The sequence below is a fragment of the Devosia salina genome, from assembly GCF_019504385.1.
Classification (GTDB): domain Bacteria; phylum Pseudomonadota; class Alphaproteobacteria; order Rhizobiales; family Devosiaceae; genus Devosia; species Devosia salina.
In genome coordinates this window covers 596,446-621,790 of the sequence record NZ_CP080590.1, presented here as the reverse complement: position 1 = coordinate 621,790, position 25,345 = coordinate 596,446, and the positions used below count along the sequence as shown (strand labels likewise).

Sequence of the window (25,345 nt, the reverse complement as noted above, 5' to 3'; positions counted from 1 at the left end):
GTTCATCAAGAGGGTCCAGGACTAGCCCCGGGTGTCGAAGCCGACCCAGATGGTGATGGTCTCCCCGCCCAGATAGGGGATGGTAACGTTCTCCACCACCTTGACGAATTCGGCCGTCTGGCTGGGCGGCACGATCGGCACGGCGAGGGTGTATTTCTCCGAGAAGATGGCCTGGCCATCGCGCTCGACCGCAAAGCGGATGGGGGCATTAACCGAGCTCTGCGAGCCCGCCGGACCGAGCAGGACGCGGCCGGTAACGCCCATATTGACGGTGATCTGGCCGTTCGAGACCACGCAATTGCGCGACGTCTCGTCGATAACGCCCTGATATTGCAGCGCCTTTGGGTCACCCACCCGGCCACCGCCATAATAGTACATGGCCTCGCCGCCCAAGCGCACCTTGATGGGCGGGCATTCGGTGGCGATCACCGGCAGGGCGCTGGTCTGCGCCTGGGCGACGGCCTGCGGGGTTGCGGTGGCGTTCTGCAGGTCGGCATTGGTGGCGGTGCCGCCGCCGAACATCGAGCCCATGGAGCAGCCGGCCAGCAGCACAGCAAGCCCGGCCAGGGCGGAAAGGCGAAGGGTGGACGTCAGGGTCAGGGTCATGTGGCGATCGGCTCCTGGCGATTAGGCGGCGGCTTCGAGAGCCATGAGAATGGCAGGGGCGCCACTGGCCGTAACCCCCGGCGCATCCTCGACAAAAACGGCGTCGACAACGCCATCGCGGATGATCATGGCGGCCCGCGCGAAGCGCTTGCCCATGCCGGCACCCGAGAGGTCCTTGGCGATGCCCATGGCCTCGGCCAGGGCACCATTGCCGTCGGCGAGAAAGTCGATTTCGTCCAGCGCACCGGCCGCTTCGCCCCAGGCCTTCATCACGTGATGGTCATTGGTGGCGGCGCAGACGATCCGATCGACGCCGGCCGCGCGCAGCTTGGCGGCATTGGCCACGAAGCCCGGCAGATGGTTGACATGGCAGGTGGGGGTGAAAGCACCCGGCACCGAAAACAGCACGATTGTGCCCTGCCCCAGTGCCGCATCGCTCATGGTGTCTTCGACACCGGCCGCAGTCACGAGCTTGATCCCGACAGAGGGGACCGGATTGCCGCGTTCGATCATTGGTGGAAATAGCCCCATTCTTGGCGGCCCTGCCGCCCTACTCCAAAACACAAGCCCCTGCGATATGCGGCTTTTTCCACGGGCACAAGGCCGGGGGGCCTACTGGCCCAGCGCGTCAACACTCGCTTCGGTGCCGGCTTCTATTGTCCGGCTGACTTCATAGGCACCCATCGCAGTCATGAAGGACAGGTCAACCTGCATGCCCTCAAGAGCACTATTGTCGGTTTTGCCCATGATGGGAAGCAGCACTAGGTTCTCTTGAGGGCTTTTTTGCGGCACTCCGAAGAGCGGCGCACCCGGCGGGCCGGAGACAATGAGACTGCCAGGTTCGATGACGTCGCTGTCGATCTCCACCGCAAGAGCCGAGCCGTCCTCGAGAATTTCGACCGCGCCAGCCGGTTCCTCGCCCCGATCCCAGGCAATCGGCACGTCGGCCAAGGCCTGGCGAATGCGCAGCGCATGGGCTGGATCATTTGCGTCCCCACCCAGTGGCAGCACCAGCCGCGCCTGGGCCGGCACGCAGACATCCGAACAAACCCCGAGGGTCGCGGACACGTCCACCCGACCGGCCGGGTCGGTGACGTCGAGCTCGAAAGGCAGCACCGTGTGCCCATAATAGACATAGTCGAGATAGCCCCCGCTCTGGTCTCGCAGCGGATAGGGCCAGTGGATGGTGTGCCCGGCAATGCCGGTCGATGCGGAGAAGTCGAGTTCGGTGGGCAGGCCCGTTTCGCCAGGCACGCGCCAATAGGTCTTGGTGTCGTCCGGCATGTCGATTTCCAGCGCCAGCAGCGCCTTGCCGTCCGTATCGACGGGTCCGGCGCTGATCAGCCGGATGGAGACACCCGGGGCGAGCTCCTGCCATGGGGTTTCTCCCGCATGGGCAGGCAGGCCGGCAGCGAAAAGACACAGGGCGAGGGCAGGCTGGATACGCATGAGCAGGCATTAGCGCAGCAAATCATGAACGACCAGATAGCGCCGCTTCATGCCTTCGTGATGGGCCGGCGCCCTGCCGCGCTTGGCAGCGGGGCGAGGCAGGCCTACAATTGAGTTATGAACAGCCTCGAAGGACAATTTCTGGTCGCCATGCCCGACATGGCCGATGAACGCTTCGCCGAAAGCGTCATTCTTGTTGTTGGCCATGGCGAGGAGGGCGCCATGGGGCTGGTCGTCAACCACGAACTGGCCAATCTGCGCTTTGCCGATATTCTGGACGAACTCGACCTGGGTGATCCGGACGCCGTCATTCGCCTGCCCGACACGATCCGCGATCGGGCGGTGATGCGTGGCGGCCCGGTCGAAAGAGGGCGCGGCTTTGTGCTGCATTCCGGCGACTACCATAGCGGCAACACCTACAAGGTTACCGAGGATATCGGGCTGACCGCGACGCTCGACATTCTCAAAGCCATGGCGTTCGGCCCGGCGCCGCGTGCGGCCTTGTTCGCCCTGGGATGCTGCGGCTGGTCGCCGGGGCAGTTGGAAGACGAAATCGCCGCCAATGGCTGGCTGACCATCCCGTTCAACCGCGAGCTGTTGTTCGAGGTCCCGGTGGACCGTCGCTATGACCAGGCCCTGGCCAGCCTTCACATCACGCGCGCCACGCTGAGCTCGGAAGCCGGACACGGCTGACAGCCGCCATTCGAGCCTTGTTCGCTCAAATCTCTCCTAGCCTTCTCACCTCAGATCGCTCTACCGGAGCGATCTGCACGTGGACGGCTCGGAGCTATTTCCCCATCTGTGCGGCGAGCTTCTTGCCCAGTTCAGCCCCCACCATGGCTGCACCGAAGGCAAAGCCCTGCGCGTAGCGGCAGTTGAGCTGGCGCAGCCGCTCGATCTCGTCGAGGCTTTCAACGCCTTCGGCCACCACCATCAGGTCGAGATCATTGGCCAGCGCCACAATGGCGCGAATGATCGGCGCCTGGGTGTGGGCAATGCCGTTGTCGGTTCCCAGCCGCACGAAGGGTGCGGGAATTTTGATGGTGTCGAACGGGAAGCGGTGCAGATAGCTCAGTGATGAGTGACCGGTGCCGAAATCGTCGAGCGCCAACCCCAGCCCCATATTGCGCAGGGCCTCGAGCATATAGGCGGAGTGCTCGGGATTGGTCATCACCTGGCTTTCGGTGATCTCGAGCTTGAGATGGCCGGCCAGGTCGCGGTCCTGGGAGACCAGGTTGCGCATGTCGGCCAGGAGGGTTTCGGTCGCGAGCTGGCTTGGCGAGAGATTGACCGAGATGAAGAAGCCCTCGGGCAGGCCGATGGTGGTCATCCAGTCCTTGGCCTGGGCGGCCGCCTGTTCGAAGGCCAGCCGGCCCAGCTTCTCGATCTGGCCCGAGCGTTCGGCCAGCGGCACGAATTCTTCTGGCGTCACCATGCCGCGCGTCGGATGGGTCCAGCGCATCAGCGCCTCGGCGCCGGCAATCTGACCGGAATGGATATCCATGACCGGCTGGAACTGCACATGCAGTTCGCCCTGCTTCAGGCCACGCTCCAGGTCCTCCTCGCTGGCCTTGTTGTAAGAGGCGATGGAGCGGGCAGAGGCGCGATAGGCCTCGATACGGTCGCCGCCAAGGCGCTTGGCATAGTACATGGCGAGTTCGGCATCGCGCAGCACGTCGGCGGCGGTGGAGGGATTGCTGTCATAGATGGTGACGCCGATCGAGGCCGTCAGCACCAGATCGCGGTCGCCAAAGTTGAACGGCGCCTTCAATGCCTTGCGGATCTGTTCGGCGGTCTCGGCGATCTTGGCGGCCGCCTGTTCGGACGAGAGAATGACCGCGAACTGGTCGCCGGCAATGCGGGCCACGGTGTCGAGCGGGCGCATGACGCGTGAGATGCGTCGCGAAATGGCCAGCAGCACCGAATCGGCCGCCGAATGGCCGATACGTTCCTCGAGTTCCATGAAGCGGTCGATGTCGATCAGGAACACAGCCGGCTTGGTGCCGCCCGGTGTACGGGCGCGCACCAGCGCGCGTTCGAGCCGGTCAAGGAAGAGCTGCCGGTTGGGCAGGCCCGTGAGGCTGTCATGCACCGCATCGTGGAGCAGGCGTTCGCGCGCGGCGCGGTCCTCGGTCACGTCCTGCAGCGTGCCGACGATGCGATTGACCTGCCCGTCGCCGCCGAGCACCGGTTTGACGCGCATCCGGAAGGTGCGGAAATTGCCGTCGTGCCCGGCGACGCGCATATCCGCCGAAACCTTGCCGCGGCGCAGTTCCACCAGCGTATCGAAGGCGGTGCGGAAGCGGTCGCGATCGTCGGGATGGACGCGGTCGAGCCAGCGCTTGATGGCGCCGCGCAGGGCCCCACGCTTTTCCCCCAGCCGCGTCGCCAGTTCGTCGCTGACGGTGACGCGGTCGCGCTCGATGTTCCAGTCGAAGACGAAATCGCCCGAGCCGGTCAGTGCAAGGGCGCGGCGTTCCACCTCGCTTAGCGTGCCGATGGACACCTGCCCCTCCGAGAAGGCGTGCTGCACCGCAGTGAATCCAAGCAGCATCACGATAAGCACCAGGCCCCCGCCGACGGCGGGCTGGGCCACGTCATTGGTCACCTGGCCTGAGATCACCAGCCAGGAATAGAACAGCCAGGCGATGAAGATGATCCAGGTGGGCACCAGCAGAACGGCGCGGTCATAGCCGCGCAGGGCCAGCAGCAGGATGAGGAAGAAGCCCGAGACACCCAGCAGTGCCAGCACCAGCCGCGCGATGGTGGCGGCTATGGCCGGCTGGAAGAAGGCGAACAGGAACAGCGCCAGGAACAGCGCCGCCAGGCCAAGCGCCAGATGGATGAAGCGCAGGTGCCAGCGGTGCAGGTTGAGATAGATGAACAGGAACCCGGCCAATGTGGTCGCAATACCCGCCTCCGCTGCGGCGCGCCAGGGCTGCATGCCGTTGGCCGACAGCCCCAGGATGCGCCCCAACAGTCCGAAATCGATGAGCAGATAGGCCAGAACGGCCCAGGCGAAGGCGGCCGTCGCCGGGAAGACGCCTCGACCCTTGACCACGAACATGATGGTGAGGAACACCGCAGCCAGCGAGGCGACGCCGAGAACCACGCCGCGGAACAGGGTGAAGGAGTTGACGTAGTCGCGATAGGCGCTCGGTTCCCAGAGGTAGAGTTCGGCAAGGTCGTCGCCCGCCAGTTCGGCGATCACCGTCATGGTCGCGCCGGGGTCGAGCGTCACCTCGAACACATCGGCTTCCGGATCGCTCAATCGTACCGGGCGAATGCCGGCGCTGGGCGTGACTGCGGTGATGCGACTCTCGCCCAGGTCGGGCTGGAACACGCCCGAGCCCGGCAGGCGGAAGAAGGGCGCCACCAGCAGGCGCTGGATCTGCTGGTCGCTGTCATTGCGCAGCGCAATCAGCGCGAAATTGGGGTTGGTTTCCGTATCGCTGGCCAGCACCTCAATGCGGCGGATGATGCCGTCGGCGTCCGGTGCGGTGGACAGCTGAACGCGCCCGCCCTGCCCCGGCACCACCTCGACGACGTCGGACAGATTGACGGCATTGACGTCCTCGGGAACCGAGATGACCTCGAAGCCCAAAGCGGGCGCAAGGCCGAACAGCGCGAACGCAAGACAGATCGCGAGTGCAAACAGTTGACGCATCGGGGGCAGTTATATCCTGCGCTAGGCTTCATTATGGCGGCAGTTCGGGAACATGCGCGAAGCCCGGACAAGCCCTTGTCTTCTTGATCCTCCAGCGGAGCGCTAACTTGGTACGAGAGATTGACGCTTGCGACAAGGACCATGGGCTGTTGCAGGCGCGCAACACACAGGGATTTGTCCCTCAGGCCACCCAGTGCCGCTGTCCCAACCGGGCTGCGGCCCAGCGTTCCTCGGTCAGGCCCATCAGTACGTGGTCTTCCCAGCGGCCATTGATCTGCAGGTAGCGCTCGGCAAAACCCTCTTCGACAAAGCCGTTCTTTTCCAGCACGCGGCGCGAAGCGGTGTTGGTGGGCAGGAATGCGGCGTGCACGCGGTGCAGGTCCAGCGTTTCGAAGATGAAGGGCAGCGTCACCGCCACGGCCTCCGTCATCAGGCCGTTGCCCGCGTAATTCTGCCCCATCCAATAGCCCAGATTGACGAACTGGGCGGCGCGGCGCCGAATATTGGACAGGGTAATGCCACCGGCCAGCACGTCGCCCCCGTCCTGCCTGAGGAAGACGAAGAAGGTGAAGTCGGTCCCCTCTTCGGCTTCCTGACGGGCGCGGCGTACCCGCATGGCAAAGACTCGGCGGGTCAGGTCAAGTTCGGTCCAACGTGGCTCGAAGGGCCTGAGAAAATCCTGGCTGGCGCGCCTTAGGCTATGCCAGGCCTCATAATCGCGCATCTCCGGCAGGCGCAGCAGGACGCGCTGCCCGCGCAGGGTGACCAGTGGCGCCGGCGAAGACCAGGGCCAGAACATGGGTCAGCGCAGCAGGGTCTCGCCGATGCTTTCGACATCGGCAAGGCGGCTGATGGGACCGATTCCGGCCAGAGTTGGCGTTCCGGTGGTGAAAATCTGCTCGGCCACGTCGCGCACACGCTGCGCGGTGATGCGGTTGATGCGCTCCACCGTTTCGGCCATGGGGATCGGGCGCCCCCACAGGATCTGCTGGCGGGCCAGCTGGCCAGCCCGCGCCGACGGGCTCTCGAGCGACATCAGAAGGCCGGCGCGAATCTGGTTGCGGACGCGCACCACCTCTTCGTCGGTGATGGTTTCGGTGGCTCGACGCAGCTCATCGAGCACCACGGGCACCAGTTCGCTCACCTCATCCTCGCCGGTGGCCGCCGCAACCCCGAAGACGCCGCTATCGGCAAAGGCCCAATGAAAGGCATAGACCGAGTAGCAGAGGCCGCGCTTTTCACGGATTTCCTGGAACAGACGCGAGCTCATGCCCCCGCCCAGGATCGAGGCCAGCACCTGGGCGGCATAGAAGCCGTCCGAATTATAGGCGCGCCCTTCGAAACCGAGGACGATATGGGCCTGCTCGTGGTCCGAGATCAGCCGTTCCTGGCCGCCGCGATATTCGGCGCGCTGTGGATCGGGGGCACCATTGGGGGCGAGATCGGCATAGCGTTCGCGCGCCACCTCGACGAGGCCTTCATGGTCCACATGGCCGGCGGCGGCGATCACCATGTGGTCGCCCACATAGTTGCGGCGCATATATTTGCGCACCGTCTCGGGGGAAAAGGCGCGCACTGAATCCACCGTGCCCAGAATGGTGCGGCCGATCGGCTGGGTGGGATAGGCGGCCTGCTGGAACAGGTCGAAGACGTGGTCGTCGGGATTGTCGCGCGCGGCGCCGATCTCCTGCACGATCACCTGCTTCTCGCGGGCCAGTTCGTCCTCGTCGAAGGTCGAATTCTGCAGGATGTCGGCCAGGATATCGGCCGCCAGCACCACGTCATCCTTGAGAACGCGGGCAAAATAGCCGGTATGCTCGATGGAGGTCGCGGCGTTGAGATCTCCCCCGACATTCTCGATGGCCTCGGCAATCTGCAGGGAAGACCTGGAACTGGTACCCTTGAACGCCATGTGTTCGAGCAGGTGCGAGATGCCATGCTCGGACTTGCGCTCGGACCGTGCACCGGCCTTCACCCACACGCCCAGCGAGGCGCTCTCCAGATGCGGCATGTCATCGGTGAGCACCACCATGCCGTTCTCAAGGGTCGTCGATCGTACGCTCACACGGGTCCTCCCGAACCGTCGGCCGAAACGACCGCGGCTTTGTTCGTGTCGTTCAGGCGCGGCTGCGGGCCGCTATGAAGTCTTCAATCTGGCGCTGGTCGTTTGCCAGCACCGTGACCCGTTCGGGTCGTTCGTACAAGTCGGCCAGCCAGGCCGGCAGTGCCGGTGCGATGCCCGAGGCCTCCGCCACCGCGGCGGGAAACTTGGCCGGGTGCGCCGTCGCCAGCGTGATCATCGGGACGCCCGAATGCGGCTGCCGGCGCGCGACGCCGACGCCAACGGCCGTATGCGGGTCAAGCAGATAGGCCGAGGCCTTCTGCGTTTCGGCAATCACCCGGCGGGTATCTGCCTCGTCGGTCGTACCGGCGGCAAAGTCGCGGCGGATCGCGGCAATGGATTGCTCGGGCAGGTCGAAACCGCGCGACTGCTTGAGCGCTGCCATCATGCGGTTGACGGCATTGGCGTCCCGGCCAGCGCTTTCGAACAGCAGGCGCTCGAAATTGGAGGAAATCTGGATATCCATTGAGGGACTGATGGTCGGGGCGACGCCCGTCATCTCGTACCGCCCGGTCTCCAGGGTGCGGCGCAGGATGTCGTTGGCATTGGTGGCAATCACCAGCTTGTCGACCGGCAGACCCATCTGCCGGGCGCAATAGCCGGCAAAGATATCGCCGAAATTCCCGGTCGGCACGGTGAAGCTGACCTTGCGGTGGGGCGCCCCCAGCGACACGGCGGCGGTGAAATAATAGACGATCTGCGCGACGATGCGGCCCCAGTTGATCGAGTTGACGCCGCTGAGGCGCATGCGGTCGCGGAAACCATGGTTGTTGAACATGGCCTTCACCGCGTCCTGACAATCGTCGAACGTGCCTTCGAGCGCGATATTGTGGACATTGTCGTCCAGCACCGTGGTCATCTGCCGGCGCTGCACCTCGGAGGTGCGCCCCTTGGGATGCAGAATGAAAATGTCCGTCGTGTCGCGGCCGCGGAAGGCCTCGATGGCCGCCGATCCCGTGTCCCCGGAGGTAGCGCCGACGATGGTGGCCCGGAGCCCCCGTTCGGACAGGATATGGTCCATGATGCGGCTCAGGAACTGCATCGCCACGTCCTTGAAGGCCAGCGTCGGGCCATGGAACAGCTCGAGCACGAAATGGCCCGGCTCCAACTCCACCAGCGGCGTCACCGAGGGGTGCCGGAACGTGGCATAGGCCTCCTCGATGATGGCCTTGAGCCGGCCTGCCGGAATTTCGTCGCCGGTGAACCGCGAAATGATCGAATAGGCAACGTCTGCATAGGGCTTGCCGGCAAAATTCGCGATCTCGTCGGCGCTGATCTGGGGCCAGCTGGCCGGAACATAGAGTCCGCCATCGGAAGCCAGGCCGGCCAGAACTGCATCGGAGAAGCCGAGCGCGGGCGCCTGGCCGCGCGTGGAAACAAACTGCATCGAGGGGAGGTGCCCTTTTAGAATTGTTGCAACCTAGTCAAACCGGACGGTGCCTGCAAGGTTTTGGGCCCATCAGGCTGACTGCACCGGCCGGCGGATCTGGCGCCAGAGCCAGAAGCCGAGCATCACTACCGCCACGATGGCAAAGCCGTACCAGGTCAGCGCATAGCCGAAATGGTTGTTGGAAAAGCTGACGACTGTTTCCCCACCCTGCGGGAGATCGCCGGCGCCGCCGGCCGGCAGGTCGACATAGAAGGGGGCGATTGGCGCCAGGGCCGGGTCGACCATGGCCGCCAGCCGCTCCGGATTGCGGACCCATTCGATGCGATCCGACATGTCCGGTTCCGGGGCCATGAAGCCGACCTGTTCGCCGGGGCGGAAGAGACCCGTGATGGTCACGATGCCGGGATCGTCGCCATGGAGATCGCCGAGGGCCGCCTGCTCCTGCAGCTCCTGGGGCACGAAGCCCCGATTGACAAAGACGGTGCCGCCGCCCTCCAGCTCAAATGGCGTCACCACCCAATAACCCGGCCCGGAGAAGCGGCCGCGTGCGTCGGCGAGGCTGGTGAAGACGGTGACCGTCTGGGTATAGCGATAGGTGCCGGTGAGCGTCACCGGCTGAAAATTCCAGGCCTCGAGATCAAGGCCTGCCCATTGGTCGGCGCCGGGAGCGGAGACGGGAGCAGAAGAAAGGCGGCTGTCGACGGCCGCCATCAAGGCTTCCTTTTCTCCCAGCCGCGCCATCTGCCAATTGCCCAGCCACAGGCAGGTGACGGCGAGGATGAGCATCAGGATGGCAAAGAGCGCATCGGTCCAGCGCAGGCCGTGCCGCTTGGTCTCGTTCATGAACGCCCCTCATGGGCATCGTTGGCATATTGCAGGTTGATCAGCACGCCCTTGAAGGGTGGCAGCAGCGCGAGGCTGAGGATCACCGTGGTCGGCAACCACAGCACCAGGTGCATCCAGGGCTGGATGGTCCAGAGCGAGCCCACGACCAGCGCTAGGATGATGACGATGGGGGCGACGAGGAAGATTACGAATACGGCCGGTCCGTCGCCGCTATCGGCGAAGTCATAGTCGAGGCCACACTGGGTGCAGGCGGGAGCGAGCTTGAGATAGCCGTCAAAGAGCCGGCCCTTGCCACAGCGCGGGCACCGGCAGGCAAGGCCGGTGCGAATGGAATGGGAGGTGGTCATCCAGGTTGATCCCGCTGCCAAAGAAAAAGGGCGCAGCCATGCCGCGCCCCCCGTTTGCTTGCCCTGCCGGGCCTAGTGGTTCAGCGCCACGCCCCAGCTGCCCCACACATAGATGGAGGCGAACAGGAACAGCCAGACCACGTCCACGAAGTGCCAGTACCAGGCGGCAAATTCGAAGCCGAGGTGACGCTCGGGGGTGAAATGGCCCATTTCCGCGCGCACCAGGCACACGGCCAGGAAGATCGTGCCGATCAGCACGTGGAAGCCGTGGAAACCGGTCGCCATGAAGAAGGTGGCGCCATAGAGGTTGCCCGAGAAGGTGAACCCGGCATGGGTGTATTCGATGAACTGCACGCAGGAGAACAGCACGCCCAGCGCCACGGTGAGCACGAGGCCCCAGCGCAGGCCCTGGCGATCGCCTTCCAGCAGCGCATGGTGCGCCCAGGTCACGGTGGTGCCCGAGGTCAGCAGGATCAGCGTGTTGAACAGCGGCAGGTGGAACGGGTCGAACAGTTCGATTCCGGCCGGCGGCCAATGCGCGCCCGTGAAGGCAACGCGGGCATATTGCTCGACGTCGTCAAAGCGGAAGAAGCCGTCGAAATAGGCCCAGAACCAGGCCACGAAGAACATCACTTCCGAGGCAATGAACAACATCATGCCGTAGCGGTGGTGCATCTGCACGACCGGGGTATGGCTGACGCCGTCATTGGCTTCCTTCACCACGTCGGACCACCAGGCGTAGAAGGTGTAGAGCACGCCGGCCAGGCCGATGAAGAACAGCCACGGGGTCCATTCCTGCATCCAGGCAATGGCACCGATCATCATCACGAACACGGCGATCGAGATGACGAAGGGCCACGGGCTCGGTTCCACCATGTGGTAGTCGTGGTTCTTTTCAATGGCGGACATGTTCAGCTTCCCTCACTGTCTGAAGCGTAGAAGGTATAAGAGAGCGTGATCTCTTTGATGGTGTTGAGTTCGCGGTTCTCGGCGATATCTGGATCGACGAAAAACACAATCGGCATTTCCACGGTTTCACCGGGTTGCAGGGTCTGCTCGGTGAAGCAGAAGCATTCGATCTTGTTGAAGTACAGCCCCGCCTGGTCCGGCACGACATTGAAGATCGCCTGGCCAGTGATCGGCCGGTCGGAATTGTTGGTGGCGATGTAGTTCACCGTGTCGACGCGGCCGATCTGGTCGGTGATCGAGGCCGCCGGCTTTACCGTCCAAGGCAAGCCGTGGTCGACATTGACGTCGAAGCGCACCTTCATCTCGCGGGCGATGACACCTTTGGGATTGTCGGTCGCCACCTGGGTGGTGCCGCCATAGCCGGTCACGCTGCAGAAAATCTGGTAGAGCGGCACCGCCGCAAAGGCGAGGCCAACCATTCCCGCCACCAGGACGGACAGAACCAGCGCCAGCCGCTTGTTGCGGTTGCCGCTCGTCCGAGGCTGGTAGGGCGCGGTGGTATCAGCCATCACAGCGACCGATCGAACAGGCCGGGACCCATCTTGATGATGGTCAGCACATAAAAGGTCAGGGCGAAGAGCGCCAAGGCCCCGGCAAGGGCCAGGGAGCGGCGGCGGCGCTGCTTGCGGAACGCGGCCTCCTGCTCGGGGGTCATGCCATTGGGTGCCAGCTTGGCGCCGGTATGGGTGTCCATGTCAGATCACTCCCAGGCGCAGGGCAAAATTGTCGATGAGCAAGGCCAGGAACAGCACGAAGAGATAGCTCAGCGAGAAGGTGAAGAGGGACCGGGCCGCCCGGCGCATGTCGACGCCATCGGGCGCGCGCAGCAGGCGCAGGGCGAACCAGACGAAGCTCAGGCCGGTGACCACGGCAACGGCGCCATAGATCCAGCCCGAAAAACCAAGCGCCAGCGGCAGCAGGCTTGCCACCGCCAGGATCACCGCATAGGCGAAAATCTGTCGGCGCGTCGAGCGCTCGCCCGCGACATTGGGCATCATGGGAATGCCGGCAGCGCCATAGTCGCCCTGCTTGTAGAGCGCCAATGCCCAGAAATGCGGCGGGGTCCAGAGAAAGATGATGAGGAAGAGCGCCAGGCTCTCCCAACTCAGCGTGCCGGTCACGGCGGCCCAGCCAACCATGGGCGGGAAAGCCCCGGCGGCGCCGCCGATGACGATGTTCTGCGGCGTCGAGCGCTTGAGCCACATGGTATAGACCACGGCGTAGAAGAAGATAGTGAAGGCCAGGAACCCACCGGCAACCCAGTTGGTGGCAAGGCCCAGCAACGTCACTGAAAACACCGACAGCACCAGGCCGAAAGCCAGTGCTTCGCCGCGGGTCATGCGACCGGCGGGAATGGGACGATTGAGCGTGCGGCTCATGATCGCGTCGATATCGGCATCGTACCACATATTGAGGGCGCCCGAGGCGCCGGCACCGATGGCGATGCAGACGATGGCGATCATGCCCACCAGCGGATTGATGCCGACGGGCGCGATCAGCATGCCGACCAGTGCCGTGAACACCACCAGCGACATGACGCGGGGCTTGAGCAGCGCGAGGTAATCCTCCACGCGTGCACCGCCGGCATAGGCGGAAGCTTCCCTGCTGTCGTCAACTAGAGCCACTGGTTGTTCCTTTGGAGAAGCAGACCGCGCCGGAGCGCGATCCGCAGATCTTGTCATCGAAGGCCCTAGTGGGCGTCCTTGGAGTCGATCTTGGGCAGGGTCGAGAACTGGTGGAACGGCGGAGGCGAGCTCAGGGTCCATTCCAGCGTGGTCGCACCATCACCCCAGGGGTTGTCGCCGGCAGGACGCTTCTTCCGGCTGGCTTCCCAGGTGGCGTAGAAGAAGATCAGCATGGCCACGAAGGTCACATAGTAACCGATCGAGGAGACGCGGTTCCACATCGCAAAGGCATCGGGGTAGTCGATGTAGCGGCGCGGCATGCCGGCGAGGCCCAGGAAGTGCTGCGGGAAGAAGATCAGGTTCACGCCGATGAACATGACCCAGAAGTGCAGCTTGCCCAGGAACTCGTTATACATGTAGCCGAACATCTTGGGGTACCAGTAGTACCAGCCCGCAAAGATCGAGAACACGGCACCCAGCGAGAGCACGTAGTGGAAGTGCGCCACCACGTAATAGGTGTCGTGCAGGGCACGGTCCGCACCGGCATTGGCCAGCACCACACCGGTCACGCCGCCAACGGTGAACAGGAAGATGAAGCCGATGGCCCAGAGCATGGGAATGCGGAAGGTGATCGAACCGCCCCACATGGTGGCGATCCAGGAGAAGATCTTCACGCCCGTGGGCACCGCGATGACCATGGTGGCGGCCACGAAGTAGCGCTGCACGTCAAGGCTGAGGCCGGTGGTGTACATGTGGTGCGCCCACACCACGAAGCCGACAAAGCCGATGGCCACCATGGCATAGGCCATGGCCATGTAGCCGAAGACCGGCTTGCGGCTGAAGGTCGCCACGATGTGGCTGATGATGCCGAAGCCCGGCAGGATCATGATGTACACTTCGGGGTGACCGAAGAACCAGAAGAGGTGCTGGTAGAGGACCGGGTCGCCACCGCCTTCGGGCGAGAAGAAGGTGGTGCCGAAATTGCGGTCGGTCAGCATCATGGTGATGGCGCCGGCCAGCACCGGCAGGGCCAGCAGCAGCAGGAAGGCGGTCACCAGCACGGACCAGGCAAACAGCGGCATCTTGTGCAGCGTCATGCCCGGGGCGCGCATGTTGAGAATGGTGGTGATCAGGTTGATGGCACCCAGGATCGAGCTCACGCCGGCAATGTGCAGCGAGAAGATCACGAAGTCGGTGGCCGGGCCCGGATGACCGGTGGTCGAGAGCGGCGGATAGGCGGTCCAGCCACCACCGAAGCCAAGCGCACCCGCCGGACCCTCGAAGAACATCGAGAGGACGGTGAGCAGCAGGGCCGGCGGCAGGAGCCAGAACGCCACATTGTTGATGCGCGGGAAGGCCGTATCGGGCGCACCCACCATCAGCGGCGCGAAATAGTTGGCAAAGCCGCCCATGGTCGCCGGCATCACGGTGAAGAACACCATGATCAGCGCGTGCGCGGACACGAAGACGTTGAACATGTGCTTGCCGGCGTCGAGCGCAGCATCGCCTTCGACGCCATAGGCCATCGCAGCCAGGCCGTGGAAGATCTGGATACCCGGCTCCTGCAGCTCCATGCGCATGGCGCCCGAAAGCAGGCCGCCGATGATGCCGGCGACGATGGAGAACACCAGGTACATGATCCCGATGTCTTTGTGGTTGGTCGAATAGACCCAACGCCGCCAGCCCGTGGGGGTATGGTGCTCGTGGCTGGCGTGGTCGTGCCCGGTGGCGTGGGCTTCGAGGTTTGCAGTATTTGCCATTTTGGTTTCCTCTGACCCTTTTCTTACAGCGCCGGCAGCGCGGCGGCTGCGGCAGCGTAGTCTCGGCTGTCTTCGAAGGCCTTGATGAAGGCGTCGAATTCCTCGGCGGTCACGACGCGGACGGCGATCGGCATGAAGGCATGGTCCTTGCCGCACAGTTCCGAACACTGGCCATAATAGATGCCGGTCTCGCGGGCATTGAACCAGGTTTCATTGAGGCGCCCCGGCACCGCGTCCACCTTGATGCCGAAGGACGGCACCGCAAAGGCATGGATCACGCCGGTGGGGCTGGCCGTAACCTGCATGCGCACCGTCGTATTCACCGGCACAACCAGCTCGTTGTCCACGGCGAGCAGACGCGGCTGGTCGGGCTTGAGGGTCGGGCGATCAATGCCGGTACTGCTGGTTTCGCCCAGAATATTGGAATCGAAGCCTACACCCTGATCCACATACTCATAGTTCCAGTACCACTGCTCGCCGGTCGCCTTGACGGTCAGCGCCGCCTCGGGGACGTCCACCTCGCCGAGCGAGAAGATGTTGGCGCCTAGGTATTTGCGTTCGCCATCGGGCACGGTCAACTGGTCGGACAGCACGCCGAAGGACGGGATGGCGATGATCACCAGGATCAGGATCGGCACGACGGTCCAGATGATCTCGACCAGGGTATTGTGGGTGAAACGCGCCGGCACCGGGTTGGCCTTGGCGTTGAAGCGCACCATGACGATGACAAGGAGCGCCAGGACAAACAGCACGATCAGGGATATGGTCCACATCAGGATGCCATCGTGGAAGGCCGTGATGGAGTCCATGATCGGGGTCACGGATTGCTGAAGATGGAACTGGCCCGGCTCAGGGTGGCCCCGGCCGATTTCCTGGGCTGCTGCCATCGCCGGCACCAGCGCCAGTGCGGCCGCCGAAACGGCGCCCATCTTCCTAAAGAACTGCCCGGTCACCATATACCCCCTATCGACATGTTCTGGCGGCGTGCACCGAAGGTGGAGGGGTTGATAGCGGCATAGCTAACGCCGCCCCGACTCAACTTCGGAGCGCAAAACTCGTCTTTGACCTAAATCACATTGCATTGCCCGAGTCTATTGCGCCCTTGCCGCCCGGCACTGCGGCAAATTGGTGCCCTTTTGCCGTGCCAATGCCTCACCCGCGCCGCACTTTGCCCTGAAAACCGGCCGGAAATCCGGGCTTTGGTTGACAGGCCCGGACACGTGTCGGAAACAGTCCGAATGCATGCGCGAGGCGTCGATTCGGCAGGAGCAGAGATAGAAGTGATGGTCTGGGCAAAGCGGCTGAGTGTGCTTGGTGCGATCGGGGTGACCCTGCTGACGGCCCCGGTCCTGGCGCAGGGTACGGTGCGCGCCGAATATGGCGACTGGCAGATGAGTTGCGACACCCCGCCCGGGGCCAGTTTCGAGCAATGCGCGATCATCCAGAACGTATTGGCAGAAGATCAGCCCAATGTGGGCCTGTCAGTCATCGTGCTCCGCACGGCAGACCGCGAGGCGCGGCTGCTGAGGGTCCTGGCGCCGCTCGGCGTGTTGCTGCCGAACGGCCTGGGGCTCAATGTCGATGGCACCGATATGGGGCGCGTGGCCTTCGTGCGCTGCCTGCCCAATGGCTGCATCGCCGAGGTCGAGCTGGACGATGATATCGTCAAGGTGCTCTCCGAGGGGACCAACGCCATATTCGTGGTGTTCAAGACACCCGAGGAAGGCGTCGGCATCCCGGTCTCCCTCAATGGCTTTGCGGAAGGCTTTGCCGCCCTGCCCTGACATCGAGGACTGCCGCCGTGAGCGAAGACCATCGCGACGCCCAGCGCCACCGCACCCTCAAGGGCGGCAGAATCGTGATCAATGATGGATTTTCCACCTTCGACTGCACGGTGCGGAACCTGTCGGAATCCGGCGCCAAGCTGGCGTTGAGCAGTTCGCTGACCATTCCGCACCGCTTCGAGCTGGCCATGCATGATGGCCGGCAGTTTTCCTGCGAAGTGGCGTGGCGCAACGAAACCGAGATCGGCGTGCGTTTTCTCTAGCCTGAGAACCCGGAAAAAAGCCGGACGCGTGCACTGCACGGCCCGGCAAGTTGTCAGGAAACGGGACCGGCGGCAAAACCGGCCCGGGAGATGGGACGCGCACCGGCAAAAGTGTTCGTCCCAACGGGGGAGGCAGCCGCCTGGGCGGCCGCAAAAAAGGATCAGCGCCGGGCGCTGCGGGCGCGGGCGGCACTGAGCACCATGCCCGCGGTACGCCCCTGGCCGGCCGCCATGGCATCGGCGATATCGGCCTGGGTGATGCCGAGATCCCGAAGACGCGCACTGTCCAGCTCAAGCAGGGACAGCAGGGCGGTTCGGCGGGCACGTGCAGCCTTGACCTGGGCGAACCAGGCAATGAGGGCGCGGAAAGGATTGACGTGCGAGCCAGCCGCGACCGACCGCTCGCCGGGCAGCGAGAGAGCCATTTCAAGTCTCCATGGTCATAAGGAAGCCGCCGGAGGGAGGCCGGCGGGGCATCGACTCACCTTTGCATCGACAACCAATGCAATAGCGCACTGGACTTCCATTCGTCTAACAAATAGATTTCATCTCAATGATCAATTTGGGTGATGGAAGATCATGACAGCTCCCCTCGATCTCGATCAGCTACAGAGCTTTTGCGCCATTGCCGATTGCGGCAGCTTCACAGAGGCGGCGCGGCGGGTGAACAAGACGCAGTCGGCGGTCTCCATGCAGATCAAGCGGCTGGAGGAACGGCTTGGCCATACGCTGCTGGCGCGCGATGGCCGCAGCGTTACGCTCACCCATCATGGCGAGCTGCTTTACGAGCGGGCGCGCAAGATGCTGCGCACCAATGCCGAGATTCTCGACCACTTCAATGACGGGGACCTGGCCGGGTCGATCCGCTTCGGCGTGCCGGACGATTATGCCGTGCGCCTGTTGCCGGTGATCCTGTCGAGCTTTCAGCGCACCCATCCCAAGATTGCCGTCGACGTCGCCTGCATGGCGTCAGAGCAATTGCTCGAGGGCATGAAGGCGGGTCGCTATGACCTGATCGTCTTTACCCAGGGCACGGACCACAATTTCGGCGAGCTGTTCCGCACCGAGAAGATGTTCTGGGTCTCGAGCCATGGCGGCAGGGCGCTGGCCAGCGAGCCGCTGGCCATTGCCTGCGGCCCCAATTGCTGCATCTGGCGCAAGGATGCCATGGAGCAGCTCGAGCGGACCGGGCTGGACTATCGCGTGGCCTATACTTCGTCCAATGCAACGGCGATTTCGTCGGCGGTCCTGTCCGACCTCGCCGTCGGCTTCCTGCCCGAAAGCGCATTGCAGCCGGGCATGCGTGTCATTGGCGAAGAATACGGGCTGCCGCGCCTTGCCGATGCACAGATCGCCCTGATGCGCGCCAGTCACGCCTATGGCGGCATCTATGATGCGCTGGCCAACCACATCGTGCAGTCCATGGGCAATCTCGAGCAGCCGGTACAGGCGGAAGCGGCCGAGTAGCGACTTGACCCTCATTCCGCTTTGGCGCACCAGAGGGTCTCGTTTTGTCGCGTTTCCGAAACGCAAAACCGTTGCCACTTTTGCTGGAAACGCTTGATGTCTCAGGTTCTGACCAATGCCGCCGAATTCACCGTTTCCGAGATCGCCCAGGCGGTAAAACGCACGGTCGAGGACGAGTTCGGCCATGTGCGGGTGCGCGGCGAAATCTCTGGTTTTCGCGGCCAGCATTCCTCCGGCCACTGTTATTTCACCCTCAAGGACGACGCGGCCTCCATCGATGCGGTGGTGTGGAAGGGCAGTTATGCGCGTCTCGCCTTCAAGCCCGAAGAAGGGCTCGAGGTGATTGCGACGGGGCGGCTGACCACCTTCCCGCGGTCGTCCAAATACCAGATCGTCATCGAGAATATTGAGCCGGCCGGGGCGGGCGCGCTGATGGCCCTGCTCGAGGAGCGGCGCAAGAAGCTCCTGGCCGAGGGCCTGTTCGCCCGCGAGCGCAAGCGCCCCCTGCCCTATCTGCCGCGTGTCATCGGCGTTGTCACCTCGCCCACCGGCGCGGTGATCCGCGATATCCTCCATCGGCTCGACGACCGCTTTCCCAGCCATGTGCTGATCTGGCCGGTACGGGTGCAGGGCGATACCTGCGCGCCCGAAGTGGTCAATGCCATCGAGGGCTTCAATGCGCTCCTGCCCGATGGCGCGATCCCGCGCCCGGACCTGCTGATCGTGGCACGGGGTGGCGGCTCCATCGAGGACCTCTGGGGGTTCAACGAGGAGGCGGTCGTCCGTGCGGTCGCGGCCTCGAATATTCCGATCATCTCGGCGGTTGGCCACGAGACCGATACCACGCTGATCGACTACGCCTCGGACATGCGGGCGCCGACCCCGACCGCTGCGGCCGAAGCGGCCGTGCCGGTGCGGGCAGAGCTGATCGCCTATGTCGAGGATCATGGCGCGCGCCAGCGCCAGGCGGCCCGGCGCAGCATCGCCAGCCTCAAGGACCGGCTACGTGCCGCCGGCGCCGGTCTGCCCCGCCCCGCCGACCTCGTCTCCACCCAGCGGCAGAGCCTCGATCTGGCATCGAGCCAGCTCTCCGGCGCCTTGCGGCATTTCGTGCAGGCGCGGCGTATCGCCTTTTCAAACCTGGCCTCGGCCATGCAGCCGCGCCTCGTACGGCAGCGCCAGGCCGAGCTTCATGAACGCCTCGCCAATCTGAGCCGGCGGGGGCAATCGGGCCTGGTAAAGTCGGTGGAGCGCGCCCGGCTGACCTTCGACCCACGCTCGCGGCAATTGCCCATCGCGGCCGCCACCTCGCTTGAGCGCAAGCAGGGGCTGCTCGCTCGCCTATTGCCGCGCCTGACCGTCCAGCCGCTGCGCGCCGACTTGCGGCACGCCTGGGGCCAACTCGGCCCGCTTGGACAAAGGCTGGATCAAGCCGGGGCACAGCTCGCCACCGGCCGACGGCAGCAATTGGCGCAATTGAGCAAGCTTCTGGAAACCCTCAGCTATCGAAACGTCTTGGCGCGGGGCTATGCGCTGGTACAGGACGAGGCCGGCAAGGTTGTCAGCAGCCAGGCCGCGGCCCGTCCGGGCGAGGCGCTGAAGCTCACCTTTGCCGATGGCGAAGTCGGTGTCACTGTTGCGGGGGCCCCGGCGGCGCGCCGCAAACCGGCCCGCTCCGGTCCGGATGACGGGTCACAGGAAAGCCTCTTTTGATGAGCTTTCCTGTCCGATATAGCTGCCGCACAGGCAAGGAGTGATGGCATGAATATCTTCGACAAGGGATTTGCTCCCGCGGAAGCCAGCCTGCGCTACCTCGATGGCGATTATGTCGTGCTCAAGCCCGGCAGCTTCGTGCGATGCGCCATCACCGGCAAGCCGATCCCGCTCGACGAGCTGTTCTATTGGAGCGTCGACCGGCAGGAGCCCTATGCCGATGCGGAGGCAGCCCACACGGCTTTCGAACGTTTCGGACGGGGCAGCTGAGCGTGGCCGAGGCGGCGCCGCGTCAGCGCTTCCTGGTCATTTCCAACGGACACGGAGAGGATGCCATTGCAGCCCAACTGGTGGCCCGCCTCCCCGCCAATGTGTCGGCCGATGCCTATCCAATGATCGGCAGTGGCAAGGCCTATGACGGCATCTGCCGCATCGTGGGCCCACGCGCCACCCTCGCCTCGGAAGGCTGGCGCAACGTCAAGGGCTCGCTGCGCCGCGACATCGTCAATGGGGGCCTGCTGACTGTCCCGCCGGCGCTCAAATTCCTGCGCGCCATGCGCGGCCATTACGACCGTGTGCTGGTGGTTGGCGACATGGTGGGCGTCCTGGCGTGCCTCGTGACCGGCCATCGCGATCTCATCTATCTCGACGTCTACAAGACCGGCGCCGCGCGGCTCTATTCCGGGCTGGAGCGCCAGGCCATCCGTCGCGCCTGCGCACTGGTCTTCTGCCGTGCCGACAACCTGGCCGCCCTGTTGCGCGAGAGCGGCGTGGATGCACGCGCGGCCGGCAATGTGATGATGGATACCATCCCCCATGGCGGCTACGACGCCGCCTCGCGCCGCACGCAGGCGCTTGCCGTCACCCTGCTGCCCGGCAGCCGGGCCCTGACCGGGGAGAGCTTTGCCCTCCAGATCGGGGCGCTCAAGCGCCTTGCGGCAGAGAAGCGGCCCGATGTGTTCGTCGCCGTGGCGGGCAGTGTCAGCGTCGAGGATCTGGCCAGGGCCGCCGGCTTGACGCGGGTGCCCATGCTCAGCAGCGAGCCCGATGATCTGGGGACATTGAGCGGTGACGGGCTGACGGTGCATCTGGCCCGCGGCCGGGCCATGGGCAATCTGCTCGCAGTGTCCGATGTGGTGCTGAGCCAGGCCGGTACGGCCAGCATTCAGGCGCTAGGGCTGGGCAAGCCGGTCATCACCTTCGTTAATCCACGCGACCGGCGGTCCCGCTTCGAGGACGAACAGCGCCTGTTCGGGCCCGCGCGCGTGGTGGTCGATGCAGAAATCGGCAATGTCGCGATGGCGCTGGGCGATCTGCTGGAGGATGCCGAAGAGCGGGCGCGCCTGGGCGCGATTGGCCGCGAACGCATTGGCGGGCCGGGCGCCCTCAGGGCCATATTGGAGGCCCTGGGGCTTGAAGCTGCCGGGGCCTGAGCCTATTCGGCCGCGCTTTCGGGGTCGAGCAGGCGGTGCAGGTGCACGATGAAATAGCGGGTCTGGGCGCTGTCGACGGTCTGCTGGGCCTTGGCACGCCACACCTTTTCGGCCGCCGCGTAATTGGGATAGACGCCGACGATGTCGACCTGGTCGAGGTCGGCAAAGGTCACCCCCTCGAGGCTCGAGAGTTCTCCGCCGATCACCAGGTGCAGCAGTTGCTTTTCGGTCTTGTCAGCCATCGGTCAGTCCCGCGTTTGAGGCAAATGTGAATCTGTCGGAGCGGCAGCGTCCCCGGGCACGGCCTCCCGAACCTCGGGACATCCGTAAACCTTGAGCAGTGCCGCGTGCACGAGGGGTTTTAGGCTCATGTCGCCCAAGGCCGCAAGCGCCCCATGGCGCACATCTCGTTTGTTCAATTGTGGGAACCCAGCGCAGACATCGGCAAAGTCCAGTCCGCATTCGGAGAGGATGACCGCCGCTCCCGCAATGTCCCAGTCCTGTGCACCACGGCGCGCAACCGCTGCATCGAGCCGGCCGGTCGCCACCTGTACCAGCCGGTAGGCCAGCGACGGATAAGCCGGGCCGCGGGTGTAGTCGAGGCCGGCGGCCTGCAGTTCCTGATGCACGGCGCCGGGCGCCGGGATCAAAGGCGCCGACCCGGCCCGCCGGGTCCGCGTCAGCGGCTTGCCGTTAAGACGCGCGCCGCCGCCTTGGTGGGCATCGTAGAGTTCGTCCAGCGCGGGGGCATAAACGACGCCGGCAACCGGCACGCCGTTCTCGACCACCGCCAGCGACACGGTCCAATAGTCCTCGCCGCGCAGGAAGGCGCGGGTGCCGTCGATGGGATCAACCACAAAAACCCGCTCGCAATCGAGTCGGCTGGGATTGTCCACCGTCTCCTCGCTCAGCCAGCCATAGCTGGGTCGCGCCTGCAGCAGGTTGGCGGCCAGGAACCGGTCCACCACGATATCTGCCTCACTGACCGGAGACGCATTGTCCTTGGTCCAGCTCTTGATGTCGCGGCGGAAATAGCTCGAGGCGATAATGCCTGCCGCTACCGCCGTGGAGCGGAGCAGATCCAAGTCATCGGAAAAAGGTGGGGCGAAAGCCGGCATTATGCGGGCCTTTTAGGCTTCACCCGGGCTTTCGACAAGAGCGGCGGCACCGACCCGGAAAATGGCAGGGTAAACGGCGCGGCAAGGGAAGCGGTTAACCGCTGATAACTGGGTGCAACACCCTGCTAACCCTCCGGGAAAACAACATAAACTTAACCGAACCGATTAAGGGGGCGGGTAAGGGGCTGGGGTAGATTGGTCTCATAAACGGAGCGCAAAAAAAGCAGCTCTCGAAGTTACAGGAAGGCATCAAAAATGGTTCATGGCGTTGCGATGGAAGGGTCGTCAGTCCTCCTGGCCTTCGGCCGCCCGGCCGTAGCCGAGCGCCGCTTCATGGCGGCAAACGACAATGGTCCGAAAGATCCGGTCAAGACCGTCACGGTCCGCAAGCAGCTCGAGCACAGCGGCGTCGCCGTCAAGATCAAGGTGCCCGTCACCGAATTCATCGGCGTTGCCGTGGCCACCTCCATCTCCGAAGAAGGCATGCTGACCAGTTCGATCGAACTGGTCCATTCCGATGCCGAGCTGAACTACAAGGTCTTCGAGGAAGAGGGCAACCACAACGTCGTCGCCGAATGGCAGAACTGGGGCAAGAAGCTGCGCCTGCCGCTGTTCATCAAGGCGGGCGACGGTGCCTATCTGCCCTATTCCCAGCAGGTCGATGGCGTCATGCTTGGCAGCCCGACCCCGCGCCGGAAACTGGCCGCCGATGCCTCGCGCCGCCCGCGTTTCCTCAATCGCCGCAAGCCCGGCCAAGACGTCGCTAACTGAATTCTTTGCCTCCAAAGCAAGCCGAAAAGGGTCGACCGGTGGTGCGGTCGGCCCTTTCGGCTTTCTGGCAGACCGCCGTCGTCACCACACCCAGTCGGCCAGGAGTGCCAGCGTCAGCGCCATGCCGACATAATGGTTGTTGTAGAATCGATTGAAGGGGTTGCGCGGGATATCCTTGTCCAGCGTCCAGAGCTGCCAGGCCATGAGCCCCGCCGCCACCAGCGAGATGGCGGAAAAGACCATGCCGCCGCCAGCCGTGAGCGATGCAATGTTCCAGAGCACGAAGGCGCCGGCATAGAGCGCCGCCACCGCCGGCCGCACATTGTCGCCGAAGAGGCGCGCCGTGGATTTCACCCCGACCAGCGCGTCGTCCTCGATGTCCTGCAGCGCATAGATGGTGTCGTAGCCGATGACCCAGAGAATTGTGCCGGCATAAAGCACGAAGGGCGCCCAGCCGAGGCTGCCGGTCTGGCTCGACCAGCCCACCAGCGCGCCGTAGGAAAAGGCGAGGCCAAGGAAAAGCTGCGGCCACCAGGTAATCCGTTTCATGAACGGATAGATGGCCACCAGCACCAGCGAAGCGATGGCGGCATAAACCGTGAAGCGGTTGAACTGGAACAGCACCGCCGAGGCCAATAGCGCCTGAGCGATGAGGAAATAGAAGGCTTCGCGCGACGTCACCTGACCCGAGGGAATGGGACGCGAGCGGGTGCGGGCCACCTTCATGTCGATGTCGCGGTCGACAATGTCGTTGAAGGTGCAGCCGGCGCCCCGCATGAGGATGGCGCCGATGAACATCAGGATCGCTGCCCACCAGTCAAAGCCCAGCTCGGGTTGCCGGACCGCCGCCAGCCCGATGCCCCAGGCGCAGGGCCAGAACAGCAGGTAGAAGCCGATCGGCCGGTCCCAGCGCGCCAGCCGTCCATAGGGTTTTACCGGCTCGGGCGCGTAACGATCGAGCCAGTTGTCCTTCTGCGCGTCCGCTACGGTGCCGGTGGGGTTTGGGGTGTTCATGAGCGCCTCTTGCAAGCCACCGATCTCCCCTCTCCCCTTGCGGGAGAGAGACAGATTCTCTGCGTTCAGCAGAAAATCAGGGTGAGGGGTTCTCTCCACGCATACAGTGTTTATGGTAGCGCGCAAAACCCCTCATCCGGCCCTTCGGGCCACCTTCTCCCGCAGGGGGAAGGGGAGAAGAACAGATGCCCCGCAGCCACGCCAGCCTTCCGCGCCTTTATGTCGAATTCGATCTTGCGGCCGGAACGTCGCTAACACTTGGCAAGGACCAGTCGCTCTACCTCGCCGCCGTCCTGCGCAAGGCGGTTGGCGACGACGTTGTCCTGTTCAACGGCAGGGACGGCGCCTGGCTCTGCCGGCTGACCAGCGACTCAAAGAAATCGGTGACGCTTGAGACCATCGAGAGAATCGCCCCGCAGACCCCGCCGTCCGATCTCTGGTACGGCTTTGCCCCGCTCAAGAGCGAGCGCCTGGATTATGTGATCCAGAAGGCGGTCGAAATGGGCGTGGGCACCATCCAGCCGGTGATGACCCAGTTCACCCAGCTCCACCGCCTCAAGCCCGAGCGCCTTTCTGCCAATGCCATCGAGGCGGCCGAGCAGTGCGAGGTGCTCAATGTCCCCACAATTGCCCCGGAAGTCGGGCTGGGCCCGCTCCTGGAGAGCTGGAGCGACGTTCACGGCGACCGCAAGCTGATCTTCGCCGATGAGGGGGAAGCGTCATCTTCGCCCGTGGCCGCACTGGAACAACTGCGCGGCCAGCGCATTGGCCTGATTATCGGCCCCGAAGGCGGTTTCTCCCCGGCGGAACGGGAAAAGCTGCATGCTCTGCCCTTCGTTATCCCCATTAGCCTGGGGCCCAGAATCCTCAGGGCCGACACCGCTGCGGTGGCCGCATTGGCGGTCATTCAGGCGATCATCGGTGATTGGCGATAAAAGGCGATTGCATTCCGCCTTGCTCTCGCTATTTTGCCGCTCCACTCTATTCCCTCACCAATGAGG

The 25,345-nt window shown here is 64.2% G+C and carries 28 protein-coding genes; 9 read left to right on the top strand and 19 right to left on the bottom strand.

Going from position 1 to position 25,345, the window contains the following annotated elements; translation table 11 throughout:
* Positions 1–21: 21 nt before the first annotated feature.
* From K1X15_RS03040 to K1X15_RS03030, 3 genes are all read right to left on the bottom strand, one after another.
* Positions 22–606: a hypothetical protein gene (locus K1X15_RS03040; RefSeq protein ID WP_220306022.1), complete on the bottom strand. Its 585-nt coding sequence runs from the start codon at positions 604–606 to the stop codon at positions 22–24.
* Positions 607–627: 21 nt separating this feature from the next.
* The gene (locus tag K1X15_RS03035) at positions 628–1,119 is read right to left on the bottom strand and encodes a peroxiredoxin (protein WP_220306021.1); all 492 of its coding nucleotides are present in this window, start codon (positions 1,117–1,119) and stop codon (positions 628–630) included.
* 99 nt (positions 1,120–1,218) lie between these two features.
* Positions 1,219–2,055: a protein-disulfide reductase DsbD domain-containing protein gene (locus tag K1X15_RS03030; RefSeq protein WP_220306020.1), complete on the bottom strand. Its 837-nt coding sequence runs from the start codon at positions 2,053–2,055 to the stop codon at positions 1,219–1,221.
* Positions 2,056–2,172: 117 nt separating this feature from the next.
* On the opposite strand from K1X15_RS03030, the gene K1X15_RS03025 reads away from it, so the two are divergent.
* Positions 2,173–2,748, top strand: a complete 576-nt coding sequence (locus K1X15_RS03025; protein WP_220306019.1) for a YqgE/AlgH family protein — start codon at positions 2,173–2,175, stop codon at positions 2,746–2,748.
* A 94-nt stretch (positions 2,749–2,842) separates the two neighbouring features.
* Here K1X15_RS03025 and K1X15_RS03020 read toward each other — a convergent pair whose 3' ends face one another.
* The 12 genes from K1X15_RS03020 to coxB form a co-directional block, all read right to left on the bottom strand.
* Complete coding sequence (locus tag K1X15_RS03020) at positions 2,843–5,722, bottom strand: EAL domain-containing protein (RefSeq protein WP_220306018.1); 2,880 nt, start codon at positions 5,720–5,722, stop codon at positions 2,843–2,845.
* 181 nt (positions 5,723–5,903) lie between these two features.
* Positions 5,904–6,521 carry a GNAT family N-acetyltransferase gene (locus K1X15_RS03015; RefSeq protein WP_220306017.1) on the bottom strand — a complete coding sequence of 206 codons (618 nt, stop codon included), beginning with the start codon at positions 6,519–6,521 and terminating at the stop codon, positions 5,904–5,906.
* A gap of 3 nt (positions 6,522–6,524) precedes the next feature.
* On the bottom strand, positions 6,525–7,787 hold the full coding sequence (locus K1X15_RS03010; protein ID WP_220306016.1) for a M16 family metallopeptidase: 1,263 nt from the start codon (positions 7,785–7,787) through the stop codon (positions 6,525–6,527).
* A gap of 52 nt (positions 7,788–7,839) precedes the next feature.
* A complete protein-coding gene (gene thrC / locus K1X15_RS03005; protein WP_220306015.1) occupies positions 7,840–9,231 on the bottom strand; it encodes a threonine synthase in 1,392 nt (463 codons plus the stop codon).
* Between the two features lie 72 nt (positions 9,232–9,303).
* Complete coding sequence (locus K1X15_RS03000; protein ID WP_220306014.1) at positions 9,304–10,077, bottom strand: SURF1 family protein; 774 nt, start codon at positions 10,075–10,077, stop codon at positions 9,304–9,306.
* Positions 10,074–10,427, bottom strand: coding sequence for a DUF983 domain-containing protein (locus K1X15_RS02995; RefSeq protein ID WP_220306013.1), 354 nt, complete (start codon positions 10,425–10,427; stop codon positions 10,074–10,076). Before K1X15_RS02995 ends, K1X15_RS03000 begins: the two co-directional genes overlap by 4 nt.
* 72 nt (positions 10,428–10,499) lie before the next feature.
* The gene (locus K1X15_RS02990; RefSeq protein ID WP_220306012.1) at positions 10,500–11,336 is read right to left on the bottom strand and encodes a cytochrome c oxidase subunit 3; all 837 of its coding nucleotides are present in this window, start codon (positions 11,334–11,336) and stop codon (positions 10,500–10,502) included.
* A 2-nt stretch (positions 11,337–11,338) separates the two neighbouring features.
* Entirely contained in the window at positions 11,339–11,905 is a 567-nt protein-coding gene (locus tag K1X15_RS02985; RefSeq protein ID WP_220306011.1) for a cytochrome c oxidase assembly protein, read from the bottom strand.
* Entirely contained in the window at positions 11,905–12,090 is a 186-nt protein-coding gene (locus K1X15_RS02980; RefSeq protein ID WP_220307660.1) for a hypothetical protein, read from the bottom strand. The genes K1X15_RS02985 and K1X15_RS02980 overlap by 1 nt, the downstream gene beginning before the upstream one ends.
* Position 12,091: 1 nt before the next feature.
* Positions 12,092–13,078 (bottom strand): heme o synthase, encoded by a 987-nt coding sequence (locus K1X15_RS02975; RefSeq protein ID WP_220306010.1) that lies wholly within the window; start codon positions 13,076–13,078, stop codon positions 12,092–12,094.
* 8 nt (positions 13,079–13,086) lie between these two features.
* Positions 13,087–14,781 (bottom strand): cytochrome c oxidase subunit I, encoded by a 1,695-nt coding sequence (gene ctaD / locus K1X15_RS02970; RefSeq protein ID WP_220306009.1) that lies wholly within the window; start codon positions 14,779–14,781, stop codon positions 13,087–13,089.
* A gap of 23 nt (positions 14,782–14,804) precedes the next feature.
* Entirely contained in the window at positions 14,805–15,710 is a 906-nt protein-coding gene (gene coxB, locus K1X15_RS02965) for a cytochrome c oxidase subunit II (RefSeq protein ID WP_240549641.1), read from the bottom strand.
* A gap of 354 nt (positions 15,711–16,064) precedes the next feature.
* On the opposite strand from coxB, the gene K1X15_RS02960 reads away from it, so the two are divergent.
* Complete coding sequence (locus K1X15_RS02960) at positions 16,065–16,565, top strand: invasion associated locus B family protein (RefSeq protein ID WP_220306007.1); 501 nt, start codon at positions 16,065–16,067, stop codon at positions 16,563–16,565.
* A 17-nt stretch (positions 16,566–16,582) separates the two neighbouring features.
* Positions 16,583–16,828, top strand: coding sequence for a PilZ domain-containing protein (locus tag K1X15_RS02955; protein ID WP_220306006.1), 246 nt, complete (start codon positions 16,583–16,585; stop codon positions 16,826–16,828).
* A 161-nt stretch (positions 16,829–16,989) separates the two neighbouring features.
* On the opposite strand, the gene K1X15_RS02950 is transcribed toward K1X15_RS02955, so the two are convergent.
* Positions 16,990–17,253: a YjiS-like domain-containing protein gene (locus tag K1X15_RS02950; protein ID WP_220306005.1), complete on the bottom strand. Its 264-nt coding sequence runs from the start codon at positions 17,251–17,253 to the stop codon at positions 16,990–16,992.
* Between the two features lie 154 nt (positions 17,254–17,407).
* On the opposite strand from K1X15_RS02950, the gene K1X15_RS02945 reads away from it, so the two are divergent.
* The 4 genes from K1X15_RS02945 to K1X15_RS02930 all read left to right on the top strand — a co-directional run bounded on the left by K1X15_RS02945 (position 17,408) and on the right by K1X15_RS02930 (position 21,441).
* The gene (locus K1X15_RS02945; protein WP_220306004.1) at positions 17,408–18,295 is read left to right on the top strand and encodes a LysR family transcriptional regulator; all 888 of its coding nucleotides are present in this window, start codon (positions 17,408–17,410) and stop codon (positions 18,293–18,295) included.
* A gap of 96 nt (positions 18,296–18,391) precedes the next feature.
* Positions 18,392–20,008, top strand: coding sequence for an exodeoxyribonuclease VII large subunit (gene xseA, locus K1X15_RS02940; RefSeq protein ID WP_220306003.1), 1,617 nt, complete (start codon positions 18,392–18,394; stop codon positions 20,006–20,008).
* Between the two features lie 48 nt (positions 20,009–20,056).
* Positions 20,057–20,278 carry a DUF2093 domain-containing protein gene (locus tag K1X15_RS02935; RefSeq protein ID WP_220306002.1) on the top strand — a complete coding sequence of 74 codons (222 nt, stop codon included), beginning with the start codon at positions 20,057–20,059 and terminating at the stop codon, positions 20,276–20,278.
* A gap of 2 nt (positions 20,279–20,280) precedes the next feature.
* Positions 20,281–21,441 (top strand): glycosyltransferase family protein, encoded by a 1,161-nt coding sequence (locus K1X15_RS02930; RefSeq protein WP_220306001.1) that lies wholly within the window; start codon positions 20,281–20,283, stop codon positions 21,439–21,441.
* 2 nt (positions 21,442–21,443) lie between these two features.
* On the opposite strand, the gene K1X15_RS02925 is transcribed toward K1X15_RS02930, so the two are convergent.
* Positions 21,444–21,683: a DUF4170 domain-containing protein gene (locus K1X15_RS02925; protein ID WP_220306000.1), complete on the bottom strand. Its 240-nt coding sequence runs from the start codon at positions 21,681–21,683 to the stop codon at positions 21,444–21,446.
* 3 nt (positions 21,684–21,686) lie between these two features.
* Complete coding sequence (locus K1X15_RS02920; RefSeq protein ID WP_220305999.1) at positions 21,687–22,559, bottom strand: 3'(2'),5'-bisphosphate nucleotidase CysQ; 873 nt, start codon at positions 22,557–22,559, stop codon at positions 21,687–21,689.
* 255 nt (positions 22,560–22,814) lie between these two features.
* Between K1X15_RS02920 and K1X15_RS02915 the strand changes: the two genes are divergently transcribed.
* Positions 22,815–23,330, top strand: coding sequence for a DUF6101 family protein (locus K1X15_RS02915; protein ID WP_220305998.1), 516 nt, complete (start codon positions 22,815–22,817; stop codon positions 23,328–23,330).
* Between the two features lie 81 nt (positions 23,331–23,411).
* Here K1X15_RS02915 and ubiA read toward each other — a convergent pair whose 3' ends face one another.
* A complete protein-coding gene (ubiA, locus tag K1X15_RS02910) occupies positions 23,412–24,344 on the bottom strand; it encodes a 4-hydroxybenzoate octaprenyltransferase (protein ID WP_220305997.1) in 933 nt (310 codons plus the stop codon).
* A gap of 185 nt (positions 24,345–24,529) precedes the next feature.
* Between ubiA and K1X15_RS02905 the strand changes: the two genes are divergently transcribed.
* Positions 24,530–25,279, top strand: coding sequence for a 16S rRNA (uracil(1498)-N(3))-methyltransferase (locus K1X15_RS02905; protein ID WP_220305996.1), 750 nt, complete (start codon positions 24,530–24,532; stop codon positions 25,277–25,279).
* Positions 25,280–25,345: the final 66 nt, after the last annotated feature.

Excerpts from the sequence above, each read along its gene's own strand:
- K1X15_RS02935 (WP_220306002.1), top strand. The coding sequence starts at position 20,057 with ATGAATATCTTCGACAAGGGATTTGCTCCCGCGGAAGCCAGCCTGCGC.
- K1X15_RS03025 (WP_220306019.1), top strand. The coding sequence starts at position 2,173 with ATGAACAGCCTCGAAGGACAATTTCTGGTCGCCATGCCCGACATGGCC.
- K1X15_RS02950 (WP_220306005.1), bottom strand. The coding sequence starts at position 17,253 with ATGGCTCTCTCGCTGCCCGGCGAGCGGTCGGTCGCGGCTGGCTCGCAC.
- K1X15_RS02945 (WP_220306004.1), top strand. The coding sequence starts at position 17,408 with ATGACAGCTCCCCTCGATCTCGATCAGCTACAGAGCTTTTGCGCCATT.
- K1X15_RS02980 (WP_220307660.1), bottom strand. The coding sequence starts at position 12,090 with ATGGACACCCATACCGGCGCCAAGCTGGCACCCAATGGCATGACCCCC.
- K1X15_RS03035 (WP_220306021.1), bottom strand. The coding sequence starts at position 1,119 with ATGATCGAACGCGGCAATCCGGTCCCCTCTGTCGGGATCAAGCTCGTG.
- K1X15_RS02905 (WP_220305996.1), top strand. The coding sequence starts at position 24,530 with ATGCCCCGCAGCCACGCCAGCCTTCCGCGCCTTTATGTCGAATTCGAT.
- K1X15_RS02960 (WP_220306007.1), top strand. The coding sequence starts at position 16,065 with ATGGTCTGGGCAAAGCGGCTGAGTGTGCTTGGTGCGATCGGGGTGACC.
- K1X15_RS02925 (WP_220306000.1), bottom strand. The coding sequence starts at position 21,683 with ATGGCTGACAAGACCGAAAAGCAACTGCTGCACCTGGTGATCGGCGGA.
- K1X15_RS02990 (WP_220306012.1), bottom strand. The coding sequence starts at position 11,336 with ATGTCCGCCATTGAAAAGAACCACGACTACCACATGGTGGAACCGAGC.
- K1X15_RS03040 (WP_220306022.1), bottom strand. The coding sequence starts at position 606 with ATGACCCTGACCCTGACGTCCACCCTTCGCCTTTCCGCCCTGGCCGGG.
- K1X15_RS02975 (WP_220306010.1), bottom strand. The coding sequence starts at position 13,078 with ATGACAAGATCTGCGGATCGCGCTCCGGCGCGGTCTGCTTCTCCAAAG.
- K1X15_RS02915 (WP_220305998.1), top strand. The coding sequence starts at position 22,815 with ATGGTTCATGGCGTTGCGATGGAAGGGTCGTCAGTCCTCCTGGCCTTC.
- xseA (WP_220306003.1), top strand. The coding sequence starts at position 18,392 with ATGTCTCAGGTTCTGACCAATGCCGCCGAATTCACCGTTTCCGAGATC.
- coxB (WP_240549641.1), bottom strand. The coding sequence starts at position 15,710 with ATGGGCGCCGTTTCGGCGGCCGCACTGGCGCTGGTGCCGGCGATGGCA.
- thrC (WP_220306015.1), bottom strand. The coding sequence starts at position 9,231 with ATGCAGTTTGTTTCCACGCGCGGCCAGGCGCCCGCGCTCGGCTTCTCC.
- K1X15_RS02920 (WP_220305999.1), bottom strand. The coding sequence starts at position 22,559 with ATGCCGGCTTTCGCCCCACCTTTTTCCGATGACTTGGATCTGCTCCGC.
- K1X15_RS03020 (WP_220306018.1), bottom strand. The coding sequence starts at position 5,722 with ATGCGTCAACTGTTTGCACTCGCGATCTGTCTTGCGTTCGCGCTGTTC.
- K1X15_RS03015 (WP_220306017.1), bottom strand. The coding sequence starts at position 6,521 with ATGTTCTGGCCCTGGTCTTCGCCGGCGCCACTGGTCACCCTGCGCGGG.
- ubiA (WP_220305997.1), bottom strand. The coding sequence starts at position 24,344 with ATGAACACCCCAAACCCCACCGGCACCGTAGCGGACGCGCAGAAGGAC.
- K1X15_RS02985 (WP_220306011.1), bottom strand. The coding sequence starts at position 11,905 with ATGGCTGATACCACCGCGCCCTACCAGCCTCGGACGAGCGGCAACCGC.
- K1X15_RS03000 (WP_220306014.1), bottom strand. The coding sequence starts at position 10,077 with ATGAACGAGACCAAGCGGCACGGCCTGCGCTGGACCGATGCGCTCTTT.
- K1X15_RS02995 (WP_220306013.1), bottom strand. The coding sequence starts at position 10,427 with ATGACCACCTCCCATTCCATTCGCACCGGCCTTGCCTGCCGGTGCCCG.
- ctaD (WP_220306009.1), bottom strand. The coding sequence starts at position 14,781 with ATGGCAAATACTGCAAACCTCGAAGCCCACGCCACCGGGCACGACCAC.
- K1X15_RS03030 (WP_220306020.1), bottom strand. The coding sequence starts at position 2,055 with ATGCGTATCCAGCCTGCCCTCGCCCTGTGTCTTTTCGCTGCCGGCCTG.